This window comes from Planktothrix sp., assembly GCF_046067725.1.
In the GTDB taxonomy this organism is placed as follows: domain Bacteria; phylum Cyanobacteriota; class Cyanobacteriia; order Cyanobacteriales; family Microcoleaceae; genus Planktothrix.
In genome coordinates, this window is sequence record NZ_JBJUDF010000364.1 from 25,323 (window position 1) to 50,611 (window position 25,289).

Below are 25,289 nucleotides of genomic sequence, written 5' to 3' on the forward strand. Positions count from 1 at the left end.
ATACCCGATTGGATCAAGAATATTATGTCTAATTCTTATGGTGTATTGATTAATCACGCTCGGATTTTATTACCGAATGGTGATTTTCTCCTCGGAGATGTGGTCATTCTGGATGGCAAAATTGTTGAGATTGCTCCAGAAATTGATCATCACACTTTCGGGGTTGATGATTGGGAAATTCTTGATGCAGAAGGGTTAACTTTATTACCGGGGGTTATTGATCCGCAGGTGCATTTCCGAGAACCCGGTTTAGAATATAAAGAAGATTTATTTACGGCAAGTTGTGCTTGTGCAAAAGGGGGCGTGACTTCATTTTTAGAAATGCCCAATACTCGACCGTTAACCACAACTCAAGCGAATTTAGATGATAAATTAAGACGCGCTTCTGAGAAATGTCTGGTGAATTATGGCTTTTTTATTGGGGCAACGGCAGAAATTTTACCCGATTTATTAGATGCAAATCCGGCTTGTGGCATTAAAATTTTTATGGGGTCGATGCACGGAGATTTATTAGTTTCTCAAGAAGAAATATTAGACCAAATTTTTGCCAAAGGCGATCGCTTAATTGCGGTTCATGCAGAAAATCAAGCTCGAATTAATCAACGTCGTCAAGAATTTGCAGGAATAACTGATCCAGCCATTCATTCTACCATTCAAGATAATCAAGCGGCGTTAGAAGCAACTCAACTGGCTTTAAAACTCTCTAAAAAATATCAACGACGATTACATATTCTGCATTTATCAACGGGAGATGAAGCGGAATTATTACGTCAAGATAAGCCGGAATGGGTAACGGCAGAAGTTACGCCACAGCATTTATTATTAAATATTAGTGCTTATGAAACAATTGGAACTTTAGCCCAAATGAATCCGCCATTGCGATCGCCTCAAGATAATGAAATATTATGGAAAGCGTTATTAGATGGGGTAATCGATTTTATTGCCACAGATCACGCCCCCCATACATTAGAAGAAAAAGCGAAAGGCTATCCGAATACGCCATCAGGAATGCCAGGAGTTGAGACATCATTACCCTTAATGTTAACGCAAGCAATGGCTGGAAAATGCACCGTTCAACAAGTTTCTAATTGGATGTCTACCGCCGTCGCCAAAGCTTATAAAATTCCCAATAAAGGCAAAATAGAAGTAGGTTATGATGCCGATTTAATTTTAGTAGATTTAGACAATTATCATCCAGTTTTACGGGAAGAAGTCTTAAGTAAATGTGGTTGGAATCCCTTTGAAGACTGGGAGTTAACCGGATGGCCGCAATATACCATTGTTGGCGGGAAAGTGGCTTATGCTCAAGGAAAATTAAATACAGAAGTTCGAGGTCAGGCGTTAAGGTTTGATGGGTAACTTAGGAAATTAACAGGTTCTACTAACAAATCCAGTGTTAAATTACTAGGGACAGGTTTTCTCTAAAATATTAGGATTTTCATTCAATAATTATGATAAACCTGCCCCTACATCTAAAAAATCATACAAATTTAACTTTTTTAAGAGTTACTGTCTTGAATCTACGAATGTGACTGATCGTCCGTAGACTGATCGTCTATGAAAGTGGAACATCATTTCATGGAACAGTCTAAAACACGACTTTTAAAGGCTTTAGGAATTTTGATCAGGCGACATCGAATGTCGATCAGAATTTCTCAGGAGGAGTTAGGGTTACGATCTCACCTAGACAGAACCTATATATCTGGACTAGAACGTGGTGTTAGAAACCCTTCTTTGACTGTTCTAGTATCTCTTGCTAGTGGCTTGAATATTACTGTTTCAGAACTACTGGAGAACTTAGAAACAGAGATGAGGAATTTGGAGTGAACCCAGAATCAGTAGAAAGTTTTAAATCTAAACTTAAATCAGGTTCATCACAGTATAAACTTTTCAATTTATTATCTGATCAAAACTGGCATTGTCGTAACTGTGAAGGGAAAGATGTTGCTTCTAATCAATATGCTGGAGGTGGTGGAATTCAAGGTTTAGAACGAGGAAATAGAAGCGGTCGTCCAGGGTTAGTGATTGAAACGAAGCGGGAATTATGCCAAGTTTGCCAAAAAAAGACGATTTGGGATCGATGGACAGGAGACACTAGAGAAGCGAATGCTTCTGCTAATATTCCGTCTAAATTAGTGAAAAGAATTTTAGAAGTTTACAACTATACAGATGTAATTGAAAATCGGCAACGATTGCCTCATGAGTTAGTCATTGATCATCGTTTTCCGATGGAACGCTGGGGTCAAAGTGAAGTGAGTCATGATGTTAAAATGAGTGAAGCTGAAATTAGAAGTAAATTTCAACTGCTCAAAAAAGATAGTTCTGGAAACCATAACCTTTTAAAGTCGAGAAGTTGTGAAAAATGTATTGAAACAGGAAAGCGAGGAACACCATTAGGACTCAAATTTTGGTATTTCGGAAATGAGAAATGGCCAGATAATATTCCTCAATCGGGTTCGGAAGCAGAACAAGGATGTGTGGGTTGCGGATGGTATAATTTTGAAGCTTGGCGAACTGGTCTTAATGCAACTCTAAAGCAAGTTGAATCTCAGAAGTTTTTGGAATAGTTGATAACTCTTTCTCTTTCCCTAAACTAATACTGTCTAAATAAGGAATAAGACCATATCCAATACATTCTGCTAAACGGGGAGGAACTGCATTTCCAATTTGCCACATGGCTTTTTTCATGGTTCCTTCAAAAATAAAAGAATCAGGGAAGGACTGTAATCTAGCCATTTCACGAGCAGAAATGACTCGGTTAAGATAGGGGTGAATATGGGTTCCACCGTGATTTTCCTTAATGGTCATACTGGGTTTACCTGGATATTGACGTTTGAACGCATCAAGATAGGTTTCATAGAGAGAACCTCCAGGGGGAACTTGTTCAATGCGCTGCATATATTCAGGAGAATGACGAGTCCATTCATGATTAATTTCAGGAATCGGTGTATACTCAGGAAGATCACAAATAGCCGATTCAATGGGTTGATATTGTTCGGGTTGAAGTTGAGGTTTGGGATAAGGATTTTGTAGTTCTAATCGATTCGCAATAAAAATCGCTCTAGGTCGAATTTGTGGCACTCCATAGGCGGCAGATTCAAGAATAACAACTGAAATATTGGAGTAACCAATAGATTCAAATTGTTCAAATATTGCTTGCTTGATTTTTCCATCTTTCATTGTCAGAATCCCCGGTACATTTTCCATGACAACATACCAAGGACGAATTTCTGAAACAACCCGAATAAACTCTTTAAATAGGTTATTTCTGGGATCATCTGGGTTTCGCTTTCCAGCAACAGAAAATCCTTGACAGGGAGGGCCACCGACTACTAAATGAATCGGGGGTAAATTAACTTTTTCTAACCATTCTATCGAGTTAAATTCACAAATATCACCCAAAAAATGATGACTGTTTGGAAAATTTCTCTGGTGAGTTGCTGAAGCAATCGGACTAATTTCAACACTGGCTACAGGATTAAACTTTACTTGAACTAATCCTTGTGTGAATCCTCCAGCACCACAAAAAAGATCAATAAAGTTATAGTTGAACGGAGATACAGTTTGATTCTCAATATCAATAAAAACTTGATAAGGATCACGCTGAGTGGTTAACAGTTCTCGTTGGAGTCTCTCATAGCGACCTAATTTCACTTTTTTTTGCTTTTTTGCAGTGAATTGTTTTTCTGTAGGAGGAAATAAAGATAACTGTATATCCATATTATTGAAATCAAGACGATTTATCCTTAATAAAGTTTATACGATTTTTACTCTACTACGAACAACTTTTTAAACGATTTGATAATTCTTGAATCCAACCACCTCCCCAAGCGTTCATCATTCCATCTGATAACACGGGACGCAAGGGTAAATGACCTTTTGGTGCAGATTTAACATCAAAAATTGGTTGTGTTCCCGTCCATCCCACCGTTTTTTCAAACTTCAGAGAATCTTCGTAACTTTTCCCTTTTAGGTTTTGCCAAATTTGAGCTTGTACACTCAAACCAAATCGACCTTGACTATATTTAACCCACAATTGATCAATCTGTTTTAACGATTGACAGGATAATTTGCGAGTATCTGTTGCTACTAAATACCCCCGTTTTCTTTGTCCGGCGAGGTCTAAAATTCCCAAAGAAGTTAAACGATTGGCTTCTTTCCAGTTTCCGGCGGCTAAGGCTTTTTCTAATGGCGATAAAGCTGTTGTATTGGATGCTAAACAGGTATTAACTCGGTTATAAAATGCCGGAAGATAAGTATAATTTCGTTCCTCCTGTAAATACATTGCATCAATACTACAACTACCACATCCTAAACCAATTTCATTAATTAAAGACATGATTCGTTCTTGAGAAATGCCATGCCAAGGTAAATGACCAACAGGAGCATTAGGTGTAAAATTAAGTTCAGATTCTAATAGCCAAGTTGAAGCAAACCATTTATCTTGAAGTTCCGTTTCGGTTAAGGGTTTTTGTCTAACCCAACCTATTTTTTGACCAAAAGATTCAATACTGGTTCGATCTTTGGGTGATAAATTTTGCCATTGTTGCTGTTGAATACTCAACCCAAAACGATTATTACTTGCTTGTTTCCATAGGGTATCAATGGTTTTTAAACTCTCACAGGGAATAGCATTAACCTCCGGTTTGGCATAAACATCTCCCTTGGGAAAAATCCACTGTTGAATTAAGCGACGGGTTTCTATATCAGCCGCTTTCAAATTCCCTGATTTTAACTGCTGTTGTAACGGAGTTATATCTGGATCAGAAGGCGATTGAGTGTGGGAAAATGCAGGAGAATTAATCCCCGTCATTAATGCAGAAAATGTAGAAATTACGCCGATAAACGGATGTAAATTGTGCATAACGCTATAAATTAATTAACAATTGGATTAGTGATTATTTCCGAATATGGTTAGAATGATTCAGGATGATTTTTAACTCAAATACTGTTTAAGATTCTGAAATAACCAATACTCTTTATATTCTGATAAAATAAACTCCATAGCGTCCTCTAGTTTAATGTCTAAATCATAGTTCTGGATATCCACAATCATTTGATAGAATAATTCAAATAAAATCCGCTCATCCTGGTTTAAAAGCATCAATTTTCCATTGCGTGATTGTTGAAATCGTTCGAGTTCTAATTGGCTTTTTTGTCCGCTTATGGGATAATCGGCTTGATCTCGACAGAGAATAAATTTAAAATTCGGTTTCAGACCCAATAACTCATTCCAATTTTTCAAACGATGGAAAAAGGGAGAACCCCCTAAATGCAAAAATCCTACTACAAAACTATGAGTTTTGGTTTGGATGACTAAATGTTCAGGAATAACCCGTTTTCCTAACCGCAAAACATCAATACTCAAGGGAGAAATCACTAACATTAATCCTTCTAAAATTGTCATTAATTTTCCTAAATCATCACTATCGGTAATGATTTTAGGTTTAGAGAAAGCCGCCTCTAAACAAATCAGTTGTTCCTTGACATAATTTTTAAGTTGACGCTTCACGGGAGAATCTAACCAAGGGAACACTCCCAACAACTCTGAGTTAAACACTTGTAACTCTTGCTGATGATTTCGAGAAAGAAATTCACCGATTTGACTCATCGCTTGCTTGATTTTTTCCAGTTCAGATTCTAACTGTTGTAAGCGTCGTTCCACATCGGTTTCATCTGAAGTTGAGATGGGAATCAGTTGATGTTTAGGAAGGGGAATTCCATCAACTTTATAACGATAATAATCCGCCGCAACGTTTAAGACTGTCCGAATGGAAAGATGATTTAAAATGGCTGTGATTTCATCGGGTTCAAATAAATCATCAATGGTGACATCTAAAAATTTTATTTTTAAATTCAATAATTGTTTTAACTCTTGGTTAGAAGGACGATTTAAAAACATTTGAGACTGAGACACGCGATCAATAATTGACCCATCAAAAGCTGCCTTAAATTGTTGCCAACGATCAGGAAATAGATTTAAAATAATTAAACTATTGGGAACATGGGTAAAAATCTCTTTAATGGCTGCTCCAAAACGGTGTAATAACGATTCATTTTGCTTGAGTCCTAACCCTTCTAATTGATCAAAAACAATCAATAAGGGTTCATCTAATAAGGATAAACATCCTAACACTTTTAACGCTTCTAAAGAAGCTTCCTCTCGGCTTAATTCATCCTCCCAAGACGGTAAACCTACCCGATCTAATTCCTCTTGGGGTAAGTTATTCATCGCCAACCATTGGGTAATAATATGACGACGGTTAAAGTCAGTATAACCGCAAAATTTCACAATCCCCTGTAAAAATTTAGGAGCGTAACCTGCGGCGGAGAAGTTATTATTCCACCATTCTAAAGCTCGTTTTTCAATATGTTGCCAAAACTCTCGTTTGGTTTTGGTTTCCGCCTGGGATAAATCGCTAAATAACTTTAAATTTCCTCCTTGAATCAGTTGTAATATCTTTTCATCTTTTTGAGTTCTAGCAGTAAAATAAGGATCGGTAGATTTAATAATTTCAGCAAAGCTATTCGCTAATAAATATTCAAGCTGGGTGTGAATACTGTTGGGGACAATTTGGATTAATGATTCTAAAATTCGACTATAGGTATGGAATAAAACGGTATCGGGATTATTAGGTTGGCGAATAAATAATAAACGGTTTTTAGTTAATAAATCTTTGGCTAATCGCATCATGAGATGGGTTTTCCCTGAACCGGGTTCCCCAATGACAACTGCTCCTTTGGTTTGATGGTTGGGATCTAATTTAATATCTGCTAAAATAGCTTTTAAGCGATCGCATTCTTCCGCAAAAATCCCTCGAAAATCCGGGTGTTCCTGAAAGGGAGTATCAACCCGACTACTTCCAAAGGGATTAGGTTGTGCTTTTAATTCTTTTTTCAAATATTCATTAACAATATGTTTATAAAGTTGATAGGTAAATAACGCATCATATTTCGCCCGATGGGCTGCGTCCCGAATAAAAAATTGACCATCTAGCTTAAGTCTTAAATGCTTACTTAAGGCTTCTAAAGAATGGCTATTTAGTTGAGGTAAATAACGTTGAGCGAGTTCAAAACTACACTGAAAATCTAATTGAGGGCTGGCTATTCCTACCGCCTTAAACGTATTTCTTAAAACTTCAATATCATGTTGAGCATAATGACAAACAATTAATTGAGATTGAGCAATTTCAACAAATTCTTTTAAAATCTGTTTTAACGGTTTTGTGCGATGAGGAATTTTAGGACTTTGGGGATGATTTTCTGCAAAGGCTTCATAAATTAATTCTCCCTGATAATTCACAATGGCTAATTCTCGCAAAATCGGTTGTCCTTCTGTATCAATGACAATAAAATTTTTTGTAGTTTTCATAGGATTTAAGATCAATCAACTTTGGGGAAAGAACGTATTCAATGATCAAGATCACTGGATACCCTCGATCTTTCTCACTCACTTCTATGTTTATTGTCACTCAAATTGAACGTTATTATCACAGAATTTTAGAGATGTCCATCCCTGATCTGACTGGGAAAATACGGAATAATTGAATGCTCAAGTTAATGATCCAATTCCTTCAACCTTTACGAACGTGGAGACGTATTATGAAAGCTTGTCCTAAACCCCTGCGTTCTAACCCCTATAACAGCTATCGTGACCCCAAAACAGGACGCTGGTTGATTGTTAAACCTCTGGAAACTTCTGTTAAAATGAGTTAAGGTGAATCCGCAGGAGTCTATAACCGAGGGCTTCCGTAAACGACCTTAAACATTTAAAACTAAAATCATCGTGACAGCAAAACAAGTTTTAATTTGGTATCGTAACGATTTACGGGTTCATGATCACGAACCTTTATTCTCTGCATTAAAATCAAAAGCTAAGGTTATTCCTCTCTATTGTTTTGATCCGCGACAATTTGGTATAACGGCTTATGGTTTCCCGAAAACGGGTGCTTTTCGCGCTCAATTTTTATTAGAAAGTGTAGAAGATTTACGCCAATCTTTAAAACAGTTGGGAAGCGATTTAATCATTCGTGTCGGCAAGCCAGAAACCATTATTCCTGAATTAGTTAAAACTTTAAAAGTTGATTCTGTTTATTATTATCAAGAAGCGACATCGGAAGAATTAAAAGTAGAATATCGCTTAAAAATAGCATTAAATTCTCTAGGTGTTTTGGTTCAATCCTATTGGGGTGCAACTCTTTATTCTATTAAAGATTTACCGTTTTCTATTGCTGAAATTCCTGAAGTTTTTACTCAGTTTAGAAAAAAAGTAGAATATCACTCTACTGTTAATCCTCCTTTTTCTCCTCCTCAAAATTTACCTAATTTACCCGAAATCGAATTAGGAGAATTACCAACCCTTCAAGATTTGGGTTTAGAATTTACAAGTTTTGATTCTCGGACTGTATTACAGTTTAAAGGGGGAGAAACCGCAGGATTAAAACGATTAAAAGATTATATTTGGCAACAAGATTGTCTAAAAAATTATAAAGAAACGCGCAATGGAATGTTAGGAGCTAATTATTCTTCTAAGTTTTCTCCTTGGTTAGCACTGGGTTGTTTATCTCCTCGATTGATTTATGAAACTGTGCAACAGTACGAAGCACAACGAATCAAAAATGATTCTACTTACTGGTTAATTTTTGAATTATTATGGCGAGATTATTTTCGGTTTATTGTCTTAAAACATGGAAATAAAATTTTTGATTCTGGGGGTTTAAAAGGAATCAAAATTCCTTGGCAAGAAGATTTCCAACAATTTGAACGGTGGCAAACCGGAATCACAGGTTTTCCCTTAATTGATGCTAATATGAGAGAATTAGCTTTAACGGGATTTATGTCAAACCGAGGACGGCAAAATGTTGCCAGTTTCTTAACTAAAAATTTAGGAATTCATTGGAAAATGGGGGCTGAATGGTTTGAATCTATGCTAATTGATTATGATGTTTGTAGTAATTGGGGAAACTGGAACTATACCGCAGGGGTAGGAAATGATGCGAGAGGATTTCGCTATTTTAATATTTTAAAACAATCTAAAGATTATGATCCCAATGGAGATTATGTCAAATATTGGCTACCGGAATTAAAGGATATACCCGCCTCAAAAGTTCATGAACCTTGGAGGTTACTTTCAGTTGAACAAAAACGCTTTGGGGTGATTTTAGGTGTTGATTATCCTCAACCGATGGTTAATTTAGAACAATCTGTAAAGGTGAATCAAACAATCTATGAATCGGCTGAAAAAAACAGTTATAGTGTTAGGGAACAGAGAATTAGAAATGTGTAAATAATTAGGTTTGGGTAATTATAGTTACAAAAATTAAAATAAAATCTGTAAAATTTGGGAAATTCCTTTTAATTTGGGCTTATAATTGATATAGGACTATCCATGATGGGTTAAGACATTTTTGAATGCTGAAACTCTTTTAACTTTTTACTGTTCCCTCGAAAAGTAACAGTATAGATTATAAAGGTAAACCATCAACCGGACTGCCTAATAATCGTAAAATTATATCAACATTATTTAACTCTCCCACAATTCGACGGACAGGTTTTGGCCAGACTTTAACTAAGGTAGGAGTGGCAGAAATTTGATCAGCTTCCGCTAAGTCAGGATGTTTTAAAACATCAATCACTTTCAACGTATAAGGATGACCAACGGAACATTCTAACAATTGATGTAGGGTTTGCAGGGTTTTTTCTGTTGCTAAATTATGACCTGAGACAAATAACCGTAAAACAAATCCTTGGGTTTCAGGGAATTCTGCTTCAGGAGATAAATTTAATTCAAAACCGGGAGATCGAAGGTCTGATAAGTTCCCATGTGTTGCCAAATTCGGATCAAAATCATTCTTTTTCACCTGAACAATTAGATCGTGATTTTGCCAAAGTTGAGGAAATTGCTGATAATAAGTGGCAATAATTAAAGGGTTACAAAATTCTTCTGAACCCGTTGCGGGTTGCCAAACTAAATCTCCCGTCTCAAAAATCGTATTTAATAACGTTTGGTATTGCAAAACCGGAGGATAAGCTTCCGCCGAGCGTTTAATTTCTTGAGTTTGGGGGTCAACCCATCGATCATAAGTAGCCGTATAACAAGGAATTAAAAAATGCGGGGGTTCAGATAAACCCAAAAGTTCTTGTAAATAGGTGCAAAGATGAGAATGCCAGCGTCGTTGTTTATGGGGGTCAATACAATAAACGACATCTCCCCCCGGAGTAAACAAAGCGATCGCTTTAAAAGAGCGAGTAACCTTAGAGTTAACAACATTCAAGGGCTTATTCCGTCACTAATGTTAAAAGTTTAACCCTGAAAGCAGTAAATCGTGACTCTGATCCTTCAGAAGACTCTGACATTAAAAGCTTCTGACGAAAAGATCCCAGAACTTGAATCCTAAAGGGAAGGAATCATGATTTACCAATACTTTTACTTTAGGGGATTCCAGTAAGAATAGGGCCAAAATTTTACATTTTTGTTAGAGTTTAAACCCGTCCTCGTAACATTTGGCTCATCTCATTCGGGAAGGGAGACACCTCTAAACAAATCTCTTCAGTAATTCGTCCTTCCTGATAAAGATTGTAAAGGGATTTATTCATGGTCGTCATCCCTTCATAGGTATCTTTGAGCATGATTTGGTTAATTTCCTCAAACTTATCTTTCACGATGTATTCTTTAATCACGTCGGTATTGATCAGAACATCATGGAAAGCCGCCCGTTTCCCATCAGTGGTTTTACACAATAATTGAGCAATAATAGCGACTAATGATTCAGAAATTGAGACTTTAATTGAAGGTTGTTCCTCAGCGCTAAACATATCTAAGATCCGAGTTAATGTTTTTACCGCACTATTGGTGTGTAAGGTTCCAGTTACTAAGTGACCTGTTTGTGCCGCTTTTAAGGCAATTTGCATCGTTTCTTTATCCCGAATTTCTCCTACCAGTAAGACATCCGGGTCTTGCCGCAAAGCTCCTTTGAGAGCATTAAAAAACTTCAACGTATGACGTCCGACTTCTCGGTGTTTAATTAGGGATTTTTTACTTTCGTGAACAAATTCTACTGGGTCTTCAATTGTAATAATATTGTAGGCATAGTTACGATTCATGTAGTCAATCATGGCTGCCAGGGTGGTAGATTTACCCGAACCCGTTGGCCCTGTCACCAAAATTAACCCTTTGTGATAGTTACAGATTTTTTTAAAGACATCGGGCAGTTTCAACTGTTCCAAGGTTAAAATTGTAGAACCAATTAACCGCAGCACCATTGAAGGGCCATTGAGAGCATCAAAGATACTAATCCGAATTCGCACAAATCCTAAATCTGCCGCCCCGTCAAAGTCAAGAGTGTCTTGAAATTGCTGAATTTCATCATCGGTTAACACCTCCGCCAACCAACTCATAAAGGTATTTAAGTCAGTGATTGGCCAATCTAAAGGAGTAATATCCCCGCGTTTGCGAAAGCGAGGCGGTTCATTCACCCCTAAGTGAATATCGGACGCCCCCTCATCGTTGGCTCGTTTGACAATATCCCGTAACGTTGGATGTCCGGGGCTAGGGCCTTTGGTTCTCGATGTTGCCATCACCGTTGGTATTGTCGTGGTTTGAGTCGGTGTAGCAACGGTAGCACCTGCACTTCCAGCCCCTGGAGGAGGGGGTGCTTTGGGTGCGGGTGGACGTGGCGGAACCCCTGGTGCTGGAGGACGAGGAACAGGTGGACGCTGTGATTGTGTCATATCCCGTGACCTTCAATAAAACAAATAAATTCGGGCTGAAATCTTGAAATAGAATACTCTCAGTCTACCGCTTTCACCAGTTTACAACAAGTTAAAGGTTGATGGTTGAGCTCAGAATTGTTGACGGTTGAGCATTGACCGATTACTGTTAACTATTAATCTTGATTCTCGATTCCCGATTCCCCGTTCCCTGTTCCCTATGAATTCAGTGGATTTAGCCTTTAAATCAGCCTTAGAACAAGCCCGATTAATTCGCACCAAAGTTTTATCGCCATTAGAGTTAGTTAATGTTTATTTAGATCGGATTCAACGATTAAATCCACAGTTGGGTTGTTATTTTACGGTGATGGCAGAAACAGCCTTAAAACTCGCTAAAACCCAAACGGAACAATTAGCTAAAGTTTCTGATCTTAACGAGTTACCGCCTTTTTTTGGGGTTCCAATTTCCATTAAAGATTTAAACGCCGTTGCGGGAGTTCCTTGTACTTACGGTTCACGAGCTTTAGTGAATAACATTGCCACCTATGATGATGGAGTGGTTAGTCGCATTCGCCAAGCCGGATTTAATATCTTAGGAAAAACGGCAACTTCTGAAGTCGGATCATTACCCTACACTGAACCCGATGGCTTTCCTCCCGCTCGTAACCCTTGGAATTTAGACTATACCCCCGGTGGTTCCAGTGGGGGGGCTGCGGCGGCGGTGGCTGCGGGATTATCCCCCGTTGCTCATGGGTCAGATGGGGGCGGTTCCATTCGGGGCCCTGCCTTTTGTTGTGGTTTAGTCGGAATTAAACCGACAAGGGGTCGAGTCTCCCATGCACCCGTCGGAGACTTTCAAAGCGGAATTTCCACTGATGGCCCCCTCGCCCGGACTGTTGCTGATGCGGCGGCGTTATTAGATGTGATCTCAGGATATATTTTAGGTGATCCCTATTGGTTGCCCGATCCAAATCCGTCCTTTTTAGCGGCGACTCAACAACCTCCAAAGGCTTTAAAAATTGCGATCGCCACGTCTATTTTACCCGTTGGTCAAGCCTCTCCAGATTGTGAACAAGCGGTTCAAAATGCCGTTAAGCTTTTAGAACAATTGGGTCATCCAATTGAAACCATTACTCCTGATTTTAGTTCAATTATTGAACCCTTTACGTTAGTTTGGAAATCGGGAGTTGCTGCGGCTGGCATTCCGGCGGAATATTTAGGTTCTGTGAATCAATGGTTAATGGAAACCCAAATCACAGCCGGACAATATTTGCAAGCGGTGACTAAAATGCAGGTGGCAGGTCGTCAAATTGTTGCTTCTCTGAGTCCCTTTGATGTGGTGGTTTTACCGACCTATATGCACCCGACAATTTCTGTGGGAGAATATGCTCAACTTTCTCCAGAAGAAACGTTACAAAAAATTATTCAATGGATCGCCCCCTGTCCGGCTTTTAACGTCAGTGGTCAACCGGCCATCGCCATTCCCACAGGTTTCACTCCAGAGGGTTTGCCCATCGGGGTGCAATTGGTCGGAAAACCGGCGACGGAAGCCACTTTAATTGCGTTAGCTGCTCAACTGGAGGCTATACAACCTTGGGAGCACCATCGTCCCCCAATTGTCAACAGTTGACAGGAGTAAAAAACCCTGTTTTTTGTCTGAACCGAAACCTGGAGATTTTGTTCAGAAACTGGGTTTTTCTGTCACTCCTATTAATGTTAAACTTTTTGGATTGTTGAACCCAGACCTTTGATTATGCCAGAAATTCCAGTCTCTATTTTTGCTAAACTTCCGTGGAAAAAATTGTTGTTTTCCTTGAGTTTTTTAACGCCGAGCCTGATGAGCAGTGGTTTGCTGTTTCCGCTTTCTAGTCACGCAGCAGAATCTGTTGTCATCAGACAAGGATTTATTTATGCTACCGTTCCAGTAAAGGATTTAAAAGAATTTGCACAAACCGGAAAAGTTCCATTAGGATTGTTGGGTTATTTGAGTTTATTGAATCCTGAACAAAAACAACAGGCATTAGCAGCATTAAATATTAAAATTAAAATTAGTGATGAAATTGTTGATGAAATTGTTAATAGTCAAGTTGGAACGAGAATTTTAACGGATATTGATACAATCATTTCTTCTGATCAATCTCAAGAAGGAACAGCCATTAAAGAAGCAATTCTTTCTGCGTCAAAATCCCCCCAAGGGTTATCAGTGATTAATTTTTTAGAAAATTATCCCTTGTCTACTATTGAGATTAATCTTCCCCAAGCCTTTCAGGTTTTAAAACGGTTAAATCAAGGATTTTGGCAAACCCAAAGATTACTTTTAGAAGTCTTACCGAAATTTCCCACCGGAGAATTCCAACCGCCCCAAATTCCATTTGATCCGACTCAACCTGGGCCCGGAAAAGTAGAAATTACTCAGATAGAATTGCAGGATCAACAGCGAAATCGGAAAATTCCGGTTTATATTTATTCCTCCTCCGTAGCTAGTCCAGATCAACCTTTAATTCTGTATTCTCATGGTCGAGGTTCAGATTATCAAGAATTACGGTATTTAATGGAACATTTAGCTTCCTATGGCTACACGGTTATTATTCCTGAACATCCGGGAAGTAACGCTACTTATGTTGATCAAAATTTGTTCCTCTCCCCCACAGAAATTATTGAACGTCCCCAAGATTTAATTTTTACCTTGGATGAATTAGAAAAATTAAATCTAACTGATCCGAGATTTAAAGGAAAATTGAACACGAATAATACTTTAGTTTTTGGTTATTCTTTTGGGGGAGTAACAGCTTTAGCTTTAGCAGGAGGAGAGTTACAAATTGATGAACTGAGGAAAAATTGTGATCAAAGTTTTATTACCTTTAGTTTAGGAAAAGCGACTCAATGTTTAGCAGCAGAACTCCCAAAAGATCGATATCGATTTAGTGATCCTCGGATTAAACGCGCGATTTCTTTTGCACCGACAGCTTCTGTAATTTTTGGAAAAACCGGATTAAATCAAGTTCAAATTCCTACCTTAATTTTAACTCAATCTTCTGATAAAGTTACCCCAGCATTACCCGAACAAATTGCAATTTTTCCTCAAATAAAAACGGATAAATTATTATTAGGGGTTTTAGGAGCAACTCATTTAAGTGTTCGAGATCCCAGAACTATTGCGGATCAAAGTTGGATTCCGATCACCCCAATTTCAGGGGGTGAAGTCATTGGTGATGCGTCAACAGATGTTCGTAATTATGCTAAAACCATTGTCTTAGCAACCGCAGCCCAACTCACACCAGAAGCTGAAAAATATCAGGTTTTTCTCACACCTGAATATTATCGCTCAATTTCTACTCAAGCTTTTCCCGTTCGTTTAATTACGGATATTCCCCCAGAAACTCAAGTCTTTATTGAAGAGTTATTAAAAGCTGAATAGCTCATTGACCAATGGGATAGCTGATGAATGTTTCTGCTTGCAAAAGTTTATTGCCAGAGTGCCTATTTCTGATTCCGTGTTTCCTGCTATACAATAAATTGCCATAAATATCTTTATCTAAAAAACGGCTTATGACTCCTAAAAAAATTCTAGGCTGGGGTGCTGTTGCCTTAGTCGTTGTGTTTATTACCTCGGGCGATACATTTAAATTTTTGCCCAAACCTGCCAGAGATGCGAGTAAAACCAGTCGTGAATTTGTTGTTAGTTTATGGCCTAAATGGTTACGGCCGAAAGACACCAATGAGCAACGAGAGAAGGAAATTGAAAAGCTCGAAAAAGCCCCAGGGGCGACACAATAGGGTCTTAGGTGTCAAGAGTGAATCATTTCTCCCCTACTTCCCCTGCTCCCCCTGCTCCCCCTGCTCCCCTTCTCCCTTTGCTTTAGTCCTTCTTCATCCAACTAAACATCTGGCGTAACTTCTGGCCGACTTTTTCGATCGGATGTTCAGCTTCTTGACGACGCATGGCGGTGAAACCCGGTTTTCCAGCTTGATTTTCTAACACAAAGTCTCTAGCAAATTGACCGGATTGAATTTCGCTGAGAATTTTCCGCATTTCGGCGCGAGTTTCATCAGTAATAATTCGAGGGCCGCGAGTATAATCTCCATATTCCGCCGTGTTAGAAATGCTATCGCGCATTTTAGCTAGACCGCCTTCCACGACTAAATCCACGATCAATTTAACTTCGTGTAAACATTCAAAATAAGCTAATTCAGGTTGATAACCTGCATCTACTAAGGTTTCAAATCCAGCTTTAATTAACGCACTTAAACCGCCACATAAAACCGCCTGTTCACCAAATAAGTCGGTTTCGGTTTCTTCACGAAATGTGGTTTCTAAAATGCCACCTCGGGTTGAGCCAATGCCTTTGGCATAAGCCATCGCTCGATCACGAGCTTGTCCAGACGCATCTTGATAAACGGCAAATAACGCCGGAACTCCTTGACCTTGTTCGTAGGTGCGACGCACTAAATGTCCAGGGCCTTTGGGGGCAACCATGACCACATCTACATTGGAGGGAGGAACGACTTGACCAAAGTGAATATTGAAACCATGAGCAAAGGCGAGGGTTTTACCTTCGGTTAAATGGGGTTCAATTTCATTTTTATAAACGGTTTTTTGAACTTCATCCGGCAGTAGAATCATAATGAAGTCAGCAGCTTTAGCCGCCTCTTCAACGGTATGCACCGTTAAACCGGCATCTTTGGCTTTAAAAGCTGATTTACTGCCGGGATATAATCCGACAATCACATTCATGCCACTATCTTTTAAATTCAGTGCATGGGCATGACCTTGAGAACCATAACCAATAATTGCAATTGTTTTTCCTGCCAAAATATCTAAATTGGCATCTGCGTCATAGTACATTTGAGCCATCTGGCTTCTCCTTCGCCGCTTGTGGGGTGAGTCTGCAAAACTTTGATCATATCATGCTCTAGTATGATGTTACCGTTCATTGCCATCGAAATTAGGACAGGCTGAATTATGCTGGAGTATGTGACTCTCCCCAACCACGTTTTACCCCCTGTTGCTCCTTATTCCCATGCGGTCAGGGCTGGAGATTTTTTGTTTGTGACGGGACAATTGGCTGAAGATCCCCAAACTGGCGAGGTAATCAAGGGAACGATTGAACAACAAACTCAACAAGTAATGGAAAACTTAAAATTAGTGCTAAATTATGTAAAAGCAAATTTTAATAGAGTTGTTATGGCTCGGATTTTTGTCACGGATTTTCGATACTATGAAACGGTCAATCGCATTTATGCTTCTTATTTTGAAGCGGAACGTTTACCCTGTCGAACCACCGTTGGTGTTATGGGATTAGCGGGATTAGGAGATGTTGAGATCGATTTAATTGTGTATTGTGGAGACTGAATCGTTCCTACTTTTTAAAAATGTGTCAAACTATCAAATTGTGTAAATATATGTATCGATTACAAAGAACAGCTATGATCCCATCAAGGGTTAAAACACCTGTTATAATGAGTTTGTAGCCCAAATCTGTAACATTAAATTAGACAAACTCCTATTAAGTCTTATTTCAGCTTGCTGGGATGAATTGAGAAAGCACAGGGGATCATGAATACTAGAAGGTAAGCCCTCTACCGAAAGGAAGAGATAAGCGATCTAGAACTCCATACTAGAGGTGAGGATATGAAACAACCTTCACAGTTAACTCGACTGATTTGGGATTTTTATCGGGAAAATCAACAGGAGTTAGATCAACTTCAACTTCTGGCGAATTGTAGAGTATTTCGGCGGTGGGGAGTCTTACATATCCAATGTTTGACTGAGGAAATTGGTGAGGCTCTCACAGAGGTTTATAGTTTAATTCGAGAACCGGTTTCTCAAATGCGACTGGCCCCTAAAATTAAAATATCCGTAAAAAACATAACGGTTGCTGTTTTTTATGTTACATCAGATCGAATTATGGCTTGAACGACTGAAGATGTTGATAACATCTTTACAGAAGTTTAAGGATCAACAAGTTCCCTGCTATTTCCCAAAAAGAACCGCAGGAAACTTGTTGAGGATATCAAGGAAATTAACGGATTGTTAACTTGAAATTGTAGGGTAAATTATTCCTATGGAGTTATCAATCCGTTAGTGTGCGCTTCACGACCGAGATCAGTGATTCATGCTAACCTGAAGCACAATATTATGAAACCATCAAAGACTCAGCGTAAACAGCAAGTTCAGCAAGCCTTACAAAAAACTCCTACTCCTAAATATGTTGATCATTATATTACCTTGGCAAATCTGACCTACTATTTACAATTGAACCAACAGTATTAGTGGAGATCCCTGAGTCGAGAATTGTCTGGAAATCTGGAAAAAGAAGAGTAAAAGAACTGACAAAGAAGCCGATCACCTTTACAATTGGGGTCTACCTTGAATAATTAGACTGAGTATGGTTAACTTAACACCGAATCCGAGTTTTAGTGTCACAATTCGTTTGGAACTGCCCAATCGGGCGGGAATGTTGGCGAGTGTTGCCCAAGCGATCGCTTCAGTGGGAGGTAATTTAGGTCAAATTGACTTAGTTGAACAAACCTTGCACAAAATTATTCGAGAAATTAGTATTGATGCTTCAAGTAGTGAACACGCAGAAAAAATTGTCCAAGCGGTGAAAGCATTACCGGACTTAAAAGTGTTAGCGGTTTATGACCGAACTTTTAATCTGCATCGGGCGGGGAAAATTAGTATTCAATCTAAAATTCCTCTCAAATCTCAAGCTGATTTAGCCATGGCTTATACCCCAGGAGTAGGTCGAATTTGTAATGCGATCGCGGACGATCCTGAAAAGGTTTATAGCCTGACGATTAAACAAAATACCGTTGCCATTGTCACCGATGGCAGTGCGGTTTTAGGGTTAGGGAATTTGGGGCCAGCCGGGGCTTTACCCGTGATGGAAGGGAAAGCCATGTTATTTAAAGAATTTGCTGATATTGATGCCTTTCCCATTTGTTTAGATACTCAAGATACAGACAAAATTATCGAAACTGTTAGATATATTGCCCCGGTTTTTGGTGGAATCAATTTAGAAGATATTGCGGCTCCTCGATGCTTTGAAATTGAAGCAAAATTGCGCGAATCTTTAGATATTCCTATTTTCCATGATGATCAACATGGAACGGCAATTGTCAGTTTAGCCGCTTTGATTAATGCCTTAAAATTAGTTAAAAAATCAATAGATGAAATTCATCTGGTTTTAAACGGGGCAGGTGCTGCGGGAATTGCTATGGCACGTTTATTTAAAAAAGCAGGCGTTCGTTATATTACCCTATGTGATTCTAAAGGGATGATTTGCCATCAGCGCACGGATATTAATCCTCAAAAACGGGAATTTGCGGTTGATTTATCCGGTACTTTAGCTGATGCCATGAAGGATGCTGATGTGTTCATGGGAGTCAGTGCCCCAGGAGTGGTGACACCCGAAATGGTACGTTCTATGGCAAAAGATCCGATTGTGTTTGCTATGGCGAACCCCATTCCTGAAATTCAACCCGAATTAATTACCGATGATGTGGCGGTGATGGCAACGGGACGGAGTGATTATCCCAATCAAATTAATAACGTTTTAGCTTTTCCGGGGATTTTCCGAGGGGCTTTAGATTGTGGGGCAAAAAGCTTAACAATTTCGATGTATTTAGAAGCGGCAATGGCGATCGCCTCTTTAGTGTCTCCCAGTGATTTAGATCGCGAACATATTGTCCCATCAGTGTTTGACAAACGAGTCGCCACCTCTGTTGCTGGGGCCGTTGCCCACATGGCCCGTCAAGAAGGATTAGCTCGTCATTAATCGCTTAGGAGTCCTCAGAGGTCGGAATTAGAGAAGTATAGCACTACGCATTACACTTAGGACATTTCTAAATCCTAAGCCTCTTTGTCACCCCCCACCAACATCTCAAGGCTTAAGTGAATACTTGTCTGACACGGTTAATATCTTAAGCCTTTATCTCATCGAATTTCTAACAGTAGCGGTTCTCATCACACCGCTACTTTATTGAAAAAAGCGACAACTAGAAATCTAGTTCTAGTCATCTCGTGAAATCAGTATTAGAACTCCATACTCACCCATCTATCATGATCACCTGGGGTGCATTTACGAATTCGGAAGTTAAAAAAATAAACCTTTATCCACAAGATTGATAACCTTCAATAAAATCAATCACTTGATGTAATGTTCCAGGCTTTGTAACAATCAATATCGTTGAACCCGGTTCTAAAACTGTACTCCCATTCGGAATCATTAAATTATCCTGGGGATGGGGTTGATAACCAATAATTAAAGAACCCGTTGGAAACCGAGAATCTTGAGCAATTTCCGCCACACTTCGACCCGCGACATAACAAGTTTTCGGAATGGCTAATTTTAACACTTCAATTTGTCCTTGCTCAAAGTGCATCATTGATTCCACTTGAGGATATTCAATCGCATTCACCATTGTAGAAACCCCTAGTTCAACGGTACTAATAATATGATTAGCACCCGCTAAACGCAGAGGTTCAGCAAAATCTGGATGTCGCATTCGACTGATAATATGGGGAACACCATAATGTTTAGCGAGTGTCACCATTGCTAAGTTTAGTGCATCACTTCTAAGTGCCGCCACTAAGGAATTGGCTTTACGAATACCCGCTTCTAATAACACATCGGTACTCACTGCACTGCCTTCAAATACCATGACGCCGATTTTTTCCCGTGCATAACGACAGGCGTTCGGGTCAATATCAATAACGGCTACAGTATGCCCTAATTCTAACAATTTTTGAGCTAAACTCAACCCCACTAAACCACCGCCACCAATCAGAACATACATAGAAACTCCTCATCCTGGGTTGACATCAATATTAGCTTCTGGCAATCTTAGTCCATAATACAAAAACTTATTACCAGTATCGAGAGTGGATGTTACCGAATTAGTCAGAATTTCAATTATTCTCCTACTGGTTGCGACAATTGTAGCTTTATTATCGCGCCGGGTTGGGGTTCCTTACGTTACAGGTTTAGTTTTAGCGGGCTTACCCTTTACAGAATTAATGTCTCGTCCCGTTGGTTTAGATCCGTCCCTGGTTTTAAATCTATTTTTACCGATTCTGATCTTTGATGCGGGAATTAATACCGATGTTAGTCGTCTCCGTAGTACCTTTAAACCTATTGCCCTTTTAGCAGGCCCAGGAGCTATTCTTTCAAGTGCAATTATCGCGGTTCTGTTAAAATTTGGGTTGGGATTAGGTTGGATACCTGCTGCATTTATGGGGGTAATTCTGGCAAATACAGATACAGTTTCCATGATTGCGGTGTTTAAAGAAATCCCCGTTCCCTCTCGACTCTCTACAATTGTCGAAGGAGAAACCCTGTTTAATGATGCGGCGGCTTTGGTTGGTTTTAATCTGATTTCACAAGTTTATTCTACGGGTTCACTCACGTTTCAAGAAGGTATCCAACAACTGCTATTTATTTCTATTGGAGGCAGTATAGTCGGGTTAGTTTTAGGTTATTTAACCATCCCTGTTTTTGCCCGTTTAGATGATCCTCTTAATAGTTTATTACTAACAGTTGCCGTAGCATTAGGAACGTTTCAAGTCGGTCAATGGTTAGGGGTATCCGGTGCGGTGGCGGTAGTCGTTGCGGGATTAATTTTCGGAAATCTCGGACTGTCTCACCAAACGACTGCTTCCAGTCGCATTATCTTATTAAGCTTCTGGGAATACGCTAGTTTTACGGTCAATACTTTTATTTTTCTATTAATTGGAGTCGAGATCAATTTATTAACATTTTGGCAAACTTTACCTGCGGTTTTACTTGCTGTTTTAGCTTATCAAGTGGGGCGAGTTCTTACGGTTTATCCGCTTTTAGCGGGAATTCGTTGGTTTGACCGTCCGATTCCCTTGCGTTGGCAACATTTACTATTTTTTGGTAATATTAAAGGCTCACTATCAATGGCGTTAGCATTAAGTCTACCGACGACACTCCCAGGACGAGATCTGCTGATTACACTGGTGTTTGGTAGTGTGCTGGTGTCTTTGGTGGGCCAGGGTTTAAGTTTACCTTGGGTGGTGAAACGTTTAAAATTATCGACGATTTCCCCAACTCAACAGCAAATGGAAGAATGGCAAGCTGAATTAATTACGGCGAAGGCTGCACAAGATGAATTAGAAGGGTTATTAAAGTCGGGAATCTTACCCAAATCGGTTTATGAGGAAATGCGTTCAGCCTATCAAGTGAAAGTAGCAAGTGCAGAAAGATCTCTACGGGAATTTTATAATCGTCGTCCAGGGGAATTACAGGGTTCTAGGGGCGATTATTTGAGTAAATTGGATGCCATTCGTCGCCGTTTACTCTTAGCAGAAAAAGGAGTTCTCAACGAAGCTTTACGAAAACGGATTTTATCGGAAGCTATTGTCCGAGGACGTCTACGAACTCTGGATGAACAGTTGTTACAACTGGAGGATGATTAAGTTTTATTTAGGGGTACTGCATAAACTGACGATTTTGTCAATACCCCCTACTCTAGTGTTCTGTTTTCGCTGCAAAACTCGTGCATCGTCTAATCAAAATTGAGTCAGAAAACACCAATATTTGACGGTACTATAAGGGTTGTAGCCTCTATTTTGGCGTTTAGACAAAGTAACCCCTTGGGTGGTGTTTTTTATAGTCTACCAGAACGCCCATAATTTCGTCAACTATTTGAGAAATATTCTCAATCAAATATCCATATTTCCTGACAATCTTTTAAAAAACAGAATAATTATAAAATTATGATTATAAAAACTTATCTTATTTCCAGAGATTCTTTTAAAGTCAGAAGGGCGAGGCGACCTCGCCCCTACAATTTAGGGTTAAAATCTGTGTTGAATATCCGGTGAATTAAGACACAGAAACAACCTGTTCAACGCTTTCATTCCCCATTCTATCAACGGCACGAATGGCATAATTTCCTGGGTTAACCCGAATAGAAGTTGTATTTTTATCCACAACTTTAATTAACTGCCAACCCGTAGAAAATTGTTGGTAAATAGACCAAGACCGAAGATCAGTTTCAGTCGAAGGATTCCAAGAAATAATTCCAGAATTGGCTTGAATAACTGTTGGGGTTTCTGGCGGTTCATTATCTAACCAAGGCATCGGGGGAACTAATGCTGGAGTCGGATAAACGGCAGTTTTAAAAATATCATTGACCCCCTGACGATTATCGCGGAAAATCTTCATACTAAAAAAGATATTTCCTAATGAAAGTTGGGCTGCTTTTTGTCGAGAAATTGTAACTTGTCGTTGCAATTCAGATACAGGCCATTCGTTTTCAATGCGACTGAGAAAATTGCCTGTATAAATATGACGGCGTTGAGGATTATGTTGTAACCACCAATCTAACAACACGGGATAACTTTGTTGAGGCGGATCAATTTTCCAATACAATTGAGGGGATAAATAATCCATCCAACCTTGTTCTACCCATAATTTCACATCAGCATAAAGGGAATCATATTGATCTAATCCTACAATTCCGGGTGCTTTTCCAGGGCGATAAATTCCAAAGGGACTAATGCCAAATTTAACATAAGGCTTAATAGATTTAATCCCATCATGAATGCGTTTAATCATCAGATTAACGTTTTGTCGTCGCCAATCTTTTAAACTTAATGTTCCGCCAGCAGCACGATAGGCGTTATAGGTTTGACTATCAGGAAATGGAATACCGCTTTGGGGATAGGGATAGAAATAATCATCTAAATGGATGCCATCAACATCATAACGTTGCACCACATCCATAATCACATTAAACGTTTGATCTTGTACTTCCTTCGCACCGGGTTCCATCCACATTAAATCCCCATATTGATAGGTATATTGGGGGAATTTTGATGCCATGTGATTTGGCGAAAAGGGAGCATTTCCTCTTAATCTTGCGCGATAGGGATTAAACCAAGCGTGTAATTCAATATTGCGTTTATGAGCTTCTTCGATGGCAAATTGAAGCGGATCATAATAAGGTTCAGGGGGTTTTCCTTGGGTTCCTGTTAACCACGCACTCCAAGGTTCTAAACTGGAACTATACAACGCATCTCCATTAGGACGGACTTGCAGAATTAACGCATTTAAGTTTAATTCTTGCATCCGGTTGAGAATAGCAATGAGTTCAAATTTTTGCTGATCAACCGATAAATTTGATTTAGACGGCCAATCAATATTGGCAACGGTTGCTACCCAAACTCCTCGAAATTCTCGTTGATGACTAATGCCACTGGCAGGATTGATCATTCCTTGAGCTAACAATTGATTGGATTGTTCCTGTCTAATTGTGGCAATATTAACAGATTTAGAAAGAACCGGAAATTGAACTAACGTTAATCCTAGAAATACGCAACAGAAGCCTAAGACTAAATAACGTTGAAAGCGGGTGATTTTTCCGACTCTTAAGGGTTGAATCTGATGTTGGAGTGAACGGGTGAAAGAGTTTAACCGTTTCATAACCCTAGACCAAAAACGAGTCTGGTGTTGAATAAAGTTCCAATTCATGTTTGTTTGTGAGAGAAGATAGCCAGCAGCATGATAAATCAACCATTTAATAGCTTAACCAAGAAGGGGACATCTTACAAGGGATGTGATTCTAACCCTATGAAAAACCGCTATTTTGCCTGAGTCAATTATTACCCATTTTCGCTACAATATTTAAGGACAACTTGGTAAAGGAAACGAACAATGAACGCAGTTAAAATCGGGATTATTGGGGGAAGTGGGTTATACAAGATGGAGGCATTTACCGATGTAGAGGAACTACATCTCAATACTCCATTTGGTTCTCCCTCCGATGCAATTTTAGTAGGAACCTTAGAAGGAATGCGAGTAGCTTTTTTAGCTCGACATGGACGAAGCCATAAATTTTTACCCTCAGAATTACCGTATCGTGCTAATATTTATGCACTTAAAAGTTTAGGAGTTGAGTATATTATTTCCGCTTCGGCTGTAGGATCTTTAAAAGAAGAGGTTAAACCTTTAGATTTAGTTGTTCCTGATCAGTTTATTGATCGAACTTATCAACGAACTGCTACGTTTTTTGGTGATGGAGTTGTCGCTCATATCGGCTTTGGTCATCCCTTTTGTTCTCACCTTTCAAAAATTTTAGGACAAGCGATCGCTTCGTTAAATTTACCCGATATTGATTATCATTTATCAGGAACTTATGTGTGTATGGAGGGGCCAGCTTTTTCAACTAAAGCCGAATCTAATTTATATCGAAGTTGGGGGGGAACGATTATTGGGATGACGAATTTAACGGAAGCGAAATTAGCTAGAGAAGCGGAAATTGCTTACACGACTTTAGCCTTAGTTACCGATTATGATTGTTGGCATCCTGATCATGATCATGTCACCGTAGAAATGGTGATTCAAAATTTACATAAAAATGCGGTTAATGCTCAAAAAGTGATTCAAGAAACCGTGCGTCGCTTGAAAGATCATTTACCATCTTCTGAAGCTCATTCAGCTTTAAAATACGCGATTTTAACCCCCCTGAATCACATTCCACAAGAGCGACTCCAACAGTTAGAACTGTTTCTCAAAAAATATCTCTAAATCTAGGGTGGGCTTTGCCCA

Annotated in this window: 21 protein-coding genes; 13 read left to right on the top strand and 8 right to left on the bottom strand. The window is 39.2% G+C overall.

The features are described 5' to 3' along the window. Nucleotides 1-24: 24 nt before the first annotated feature. From ACKPEB_RS22390 to ACKPEB_RS22400, 3 genes are all read left to right on the top strand, one after another. Nucleotides 25-1,359 (top strand): dihydroorotase, encoded by a 1,335-nt coding sequence (locus ACKPEB_RS22390; protein WP_408967231.1) that lies wholly within the window; start codon nt 25-27, stop codon nt 1,357-1,359. A gap of 219 nt (nt 1,360-1,578) precedes the next feature. After that, nucleotides 1,579-1,827: a helix-turn-helix domain-containing protein gene (locus ACKPEB_RS22395; RefSeq protein WP_408967258.1), complete on the top strand. Its 249-nt coding sequence runs from the start codon at nt 1,579-1,581 to the stop codon at nt 1,825-1,827. Then, nucleotides 1,824-2,567: a restriction endonuclease gene (locus ACKPEB_RS22400; RefSeq protein WP_408967232.1), complete on the top strand. Its 744-nt coding sequence runs from the start codon at nt 1,824-1,826 to the stop codon at nt 2,565-2,567. The genes ACKPEB_RS22395 and ACKPEB_RS22400 overlap by 4 nt, the downstream gene beginning before the upstream one ends. Here the strand turns inward: ACKPEB_RS22400 and ACKPEB_RS22405 are convergent. From ACKPEB_RS22405 to ACKPEB_RS22415, 3 genes are all read right to left on the bottom strand, one after another. Next, nucleotides 2,521-3,720: a DNA cytosine methyltransferase gene (locus tag ACKPEB_RS22405; protein ID WP_408967233.1), complete on the bottom strand. Its 1,200-nt coding sequence runs from the start codon at nt 3,718-3,720 to the stop codon at nt 2,521-2,523. The genes ACKPEB_RS22400 and ACKPEB_RS22405 overlap by 47 nt on opposite strands. A 55-nt stretch (nt 3,721-3,775) precedes the next feature. Beyond that, entirely contained in the window at nt 3,776-4,864 is a 1,089-nt protein-coding gene (locus tag ACKPEB_RS22410; RefSeq protein WP_408967234.1) for a GUN4 domain-containing protein, read from the bottom strand. 72 nt (nt 4,865-4,936) lie between these two features. Continuing rightward, complete coding sequence (locus tag ACKPEB_RS22415; protein ID WP_408967235.1) at nt 4,937-7,372, bottom strand: exonuclease domain-containing protein; 2,436 nt, start codon at nt 7,370-7,372, stop codon at nt 4,937-4,939. A gap of 414 nt (nt 7,373-7,786) precedes the next feature. Here ACKPEB_RS22415 and ACKPEB_RS22420 point away from each other — a divergent pair, with 414 nt between their 5' ends. Beyond that, nucleotides 7,787-9,286 (top strand): DASH family cryptochrome, encoded by a 1,500-nt coding sequence (locus ACKPEB_RS22420; RefSeq protein WP_408967236.1) that lies wholly within the window; start codon nt 7,787-7,789, stop codon nt 9,284-9,286. Nucleotides 9,287-9,464: 178 nt separating this feature from the next. Here ACKPEB_RS22420 and ACKPEB_RS22425 read toward each other — a convergent pair whose 3' ends face one another. Continuing rightward, a complete protein-coding gene (locus ACKPEB_RS22425) occupies nt 9,465-10,274 on the bottom strand; it encodes a circadian clock KaiB family protein (protein ID WP_408967237.1) in 810 nt (269 codons plus the stop codon). Nucleotides 10,275-10,482: 208 nt separating this feature from the next. Further along, complete coding sequence (locus tag ACKPEB_RS22430) at nt 10,483-11,730, bottom strand: type IV pilus twitching motility protein PilT (RefSeq protein ID WP_408967238.1); 1,248 nt, start codon at nt 11,728-11,730, stop codon at nt 10,483-10,485. 199 nt (nt 11,731-11,929) lie between these two features. Between ACKPEB_RS22430 and ACKPEB_RS22435 the strand changes: the two genes are divergently transcribed. From ACKPEB_RS22435 to ACKPEB_RS22445, 3 genes are all read left to right on the top strand, one after another. Next, complete coding sequence (locus tag ACKPEB_RS22435) at nt 11,930-13,339, top strand: amidase (RefSeq protein WP_408967239.1); 1,410 nt, start codon at nt 11,930-11,932, stop codon at nt 13,337-13,339. A gap of 123 nt (nt 13,340-13,462) precedes the next feature. Next, a complete protein-coding gene (locus tag ACKPEB_RS22440) occupies nt 13,463-15,127 on the top strand; it encodes an alpha/beta hydrolase (protein WP_408967240.1) in 1,665 nt (554 codons plus the stop codon). Between the two features lie 131 nt (nt 15,128-15,258). Beyond that, complete coding sequence (locus ACKPEB_RS22445) at nt 15,259-15,486, top strand: hypothetical protein (RefSeq protein WP_408967241.1); 228 nt, start codon at nt 15,259-15,261, stop codon at nt 15,484-15,486. An 82-nt stretch (nt 15,487-15,568) separates the two neighbouring features. Here ACKPEB_RS22445 and ilvC read toward each other — a convergent pair whose 3' ends face one another. Next, nucleotides 15,569-16,564: a ketol-acid reductoisomerase gene (gene ilvC / locus ACKPEB_RS22450; protein ID WP_408967242.1), complete on the bottom strand. Its 996-nt coding sequence runs from the start codon at nt 16,562-16,564 to the stop codon at nt 15,569-15,571. A gap of 108 nt (nt 16,565-16,672) precedes the next feature. On the opposite strand from ilvC, the gene ACKPEB_RS22455 reads away from it, so the two are divergent. The 4 genes from ACKPEB_RS22455 to ACKPEB_RS22470 all read left to right on the top strand — a co-directional run bounded on the left by ACKPEB_RS22455 (nt 16,673) and on the right by ACKPEB_RS22470 (nt 19,490). Beyond that, nucleotides 16,673-17,062: a RidA family protein gene (locus ACKPEB_RS22455; RefSeq protein ID WP_408967243.1), complete on the top strand. Its 390-nt coding sequence runs from the start codon at nt 16,673-16,675 to the stop codon at nt 17,060-17,062. Between the two features lie 279 nt (nt 17,063-17,341). Continuing rightward, on the top strand, nt 17,342-17,626 hold the full coding sequence (locus ACKPEB_RS22460) for a hypothetical protein (RefSeq protein ID WP_408967244.1): 285 nt from the start codon (nt 17,342-17,344) through the stop codon (nt 17,624-17,626). Between the two features lie 222 nt (nt 17,627-17,848). Further along, nucleotides 17,849-17,983 carry a hypothetical protein gene (locus tag ACKPEB_RS22465; protein ID WP_408967245.1) on the top strand — a complete coding sequence of 45 codons (135 nt, stop codon included), beginning with the start codon at nt 17,849-17,851 and terminating at the stop codon, nt 17,981-17,983. Nucleotides 17,984-18,098: 115 nt separating this feature from the next. Further along, nucleotides 18,099-19,490: a malic enzyme-like NAD(P)-binding protein gene (locus tag ACKPEB_RS22470; RefSeq protein ID WP_408967246.1), complete on the top strand. Its 1,392-nt coding sequence runs from the start codon at nt 18,099-18,101 to the stop codon at nt 19,488-19,490. Nucleotides 19,491-19,824: 334 nt separating this feature from the next. On the opposite strand, the gene ACKPEB_RS22475 is transcribed toward ACKPEB_RS22470, so the two are convergent. After that, entirely contained in the window at nt 19,825-20,511 is a 687-nt protein-coding gene (locus tag ACKPEB_RS22475; protein WP_408967247.1) for a potassium channel family protein, read from the bottom strand. Between the two features lie 85 nt (nt 20,512-20,596). Here ACKPEB_RS22475 and ACKPEB_RS22480 point away from each other — a divergent pair, with 85 nt between their 5' ends. Next, a complete protein-coding gene (locus tag ACKPEB_RS22480; protein WP_408967248.1) occupies nt 20,597-22,153 on the top strand; it encodes a cation:proton antiporter in 1,557 nt (518 codons plus the stop codon). 409 nt (nt 22,154-22,562) lie between these two features. On the opposite strand, the gene ACKPEB_RS22485 is transcribed toward ACKPEB_RS22480, so the two are convergent. Next, on the bottom strand, nt 22,563-24,164 hold the full coding sequence (locus ACKPEB_RS22485; RefSeq protein WP_408967683.1) for a glycoside hydrolase family 10 protein: 1,602 nt from the start codon (nt 24,162-24,164) through the stop codon (nt 22,563-22,565). Between the two features lie 231 nt (nt 24,165-24,395). Here ACKPEB_RS22485 and ACKPEB_RS22490 point away from each other — a divergent pair, with 231 nt between their 5' ends. Beyond that, nucleotides 24,396-25,268, top strand: coding sequence for an S-methyl-5'-thioadenosine phosphorylase (locus ACKPEB_RS22490; protein ID WP_408967250.1), 873 nt, complete (start codon nt 24,396-24,398; stop codon nt 25,266-25,268). Nucleotides 25,269-25,289: the final 21 nt, after the last annotated feature.

Excerpts from the sequence above, each read along its gene's own strand:
- ACKPEB_RS22390 (WP_408967231.1), top strand. The coding sequence starts at position 25 with ATGTCTAATTCTTATGGTGTATTGATTAATCACGCTCGGATTTTATTA.
- ACKPEB_RS22395 (WP_408967258.1), top strand. The coding sequence starts at position 1,579 with ATGGAACAGTCTAAAACACGACTTTTAAAGGCTTTAGGAATTTTGATC.
- ACKPEB_RS22405 (WP_408967233.1), bottom strand. The coding sequence starts at position 3,720 with ATGGATATACAGTTATCTTTATTTCCTCCTACAGAAAAACAATTCACT.
- ACKPEB_RS22410 (WP_408967234.1), bottom strand. The coding sequence starts at position 4,864 with ATGCACAATTTACATCCGTTTATCGGCGTAATTTCTACATTTTCTGCA.
- ACKPEB_RS22415 (WP_408967235.1), bottom strand. The coding sequence starts at position 7,372 with ATGAAAACTACAAAAAATTTTATTGTCATTGATACAGAAGGACAACCG.
- ACKPEB_RS22430 (WP_408967238.1), bottom strand. The coding sequence starts at position 11,730 with ATGACACAATCACAGCGTCCACCTGTTCCTCGTCCTCCAGCACCAGGG.
- ACKPEB_RS22435 (WP_408967239.1), top strand. The coding sequence starts at position 11,930 with ATGAATTCAGTGGATTTAGCCTTTAAATCAGCCTTAGAACAAGCCCGA.
- ACKPEB_RS22440 (WP_408967240.1), top strand. The coding sequence starts at position 13,463 with ATGCCAGAAATTCCAGTCTCTATTTTTGCTAAACTTCCGTGGAAAAAA.
- ACKPEB_RS22445 (WP_408967241.1), top strand. The coding sequence starts at position 15,259 with ATGACTCCTAAAAAAATTCTAGGCTGGGGTGCTGTTGCCTTAGTCGTT.
- ilvC (WP_408967242.1), bottom strand. The coding sequence starts at position 16,564 with ATGGCTCAAATGTACTATGACGCAGATGCCAATTTAGATATTTTGGCA.
- ACKPEB_RS22455 (WP_408967243.1), top strand. The coding sequence starts at position 16,673 with ATGCTGGAGTATGTGACTCTCCCCAACCACGTTTTACCCCCTGTTGCT.
- ACKPEB_RS22460 (WP_408967244.1), top strand. The coding sequence starts at position 17,342 with ATGAAACAACCTTCACAGTTAACTCGACTGATTTGGGATTTTTATCGG.
- ACKPEB_RS22465 (WP_408967245.1), top strand. The coding sequence starts at position 17,849 with ATGAAACCATCAAAGACTCAGCGTAAACAGCAAGTTCAGCAAGCCTTA.
- ACKPEB_RS22470 (WP_408967246.1), top strand. The coding sequence starts at position 18,099 with ATGGTTAACTTAACACCGAATCCGAGTTTTAGTGTCACAATTCGTTTG.
- ACKPEB_RS22475 (WP_408967247.1), bottom strand. The coding sequence starts at position 20,511 with ATGTATGTTCTGATTGGTGGCGGTGGTTTAGTGGGGTTGAGTTTAGCT.
- ACKPEB_RS22485 (WP_408967683.1), bottom strand. The coding sequence starts at position 24,164 with ATGAAACGGTTAAACTCTTTCACCCGTTCACTCCAACATCAGATTCAA.
- ACKPEB_RS22490 (WP_408967250.1), top strand. The coding sequence starts at position 24,396 with ATGAACGCAGTTAAAATCGGGATTATTGGGGGAAGTGGGTTATACAAG.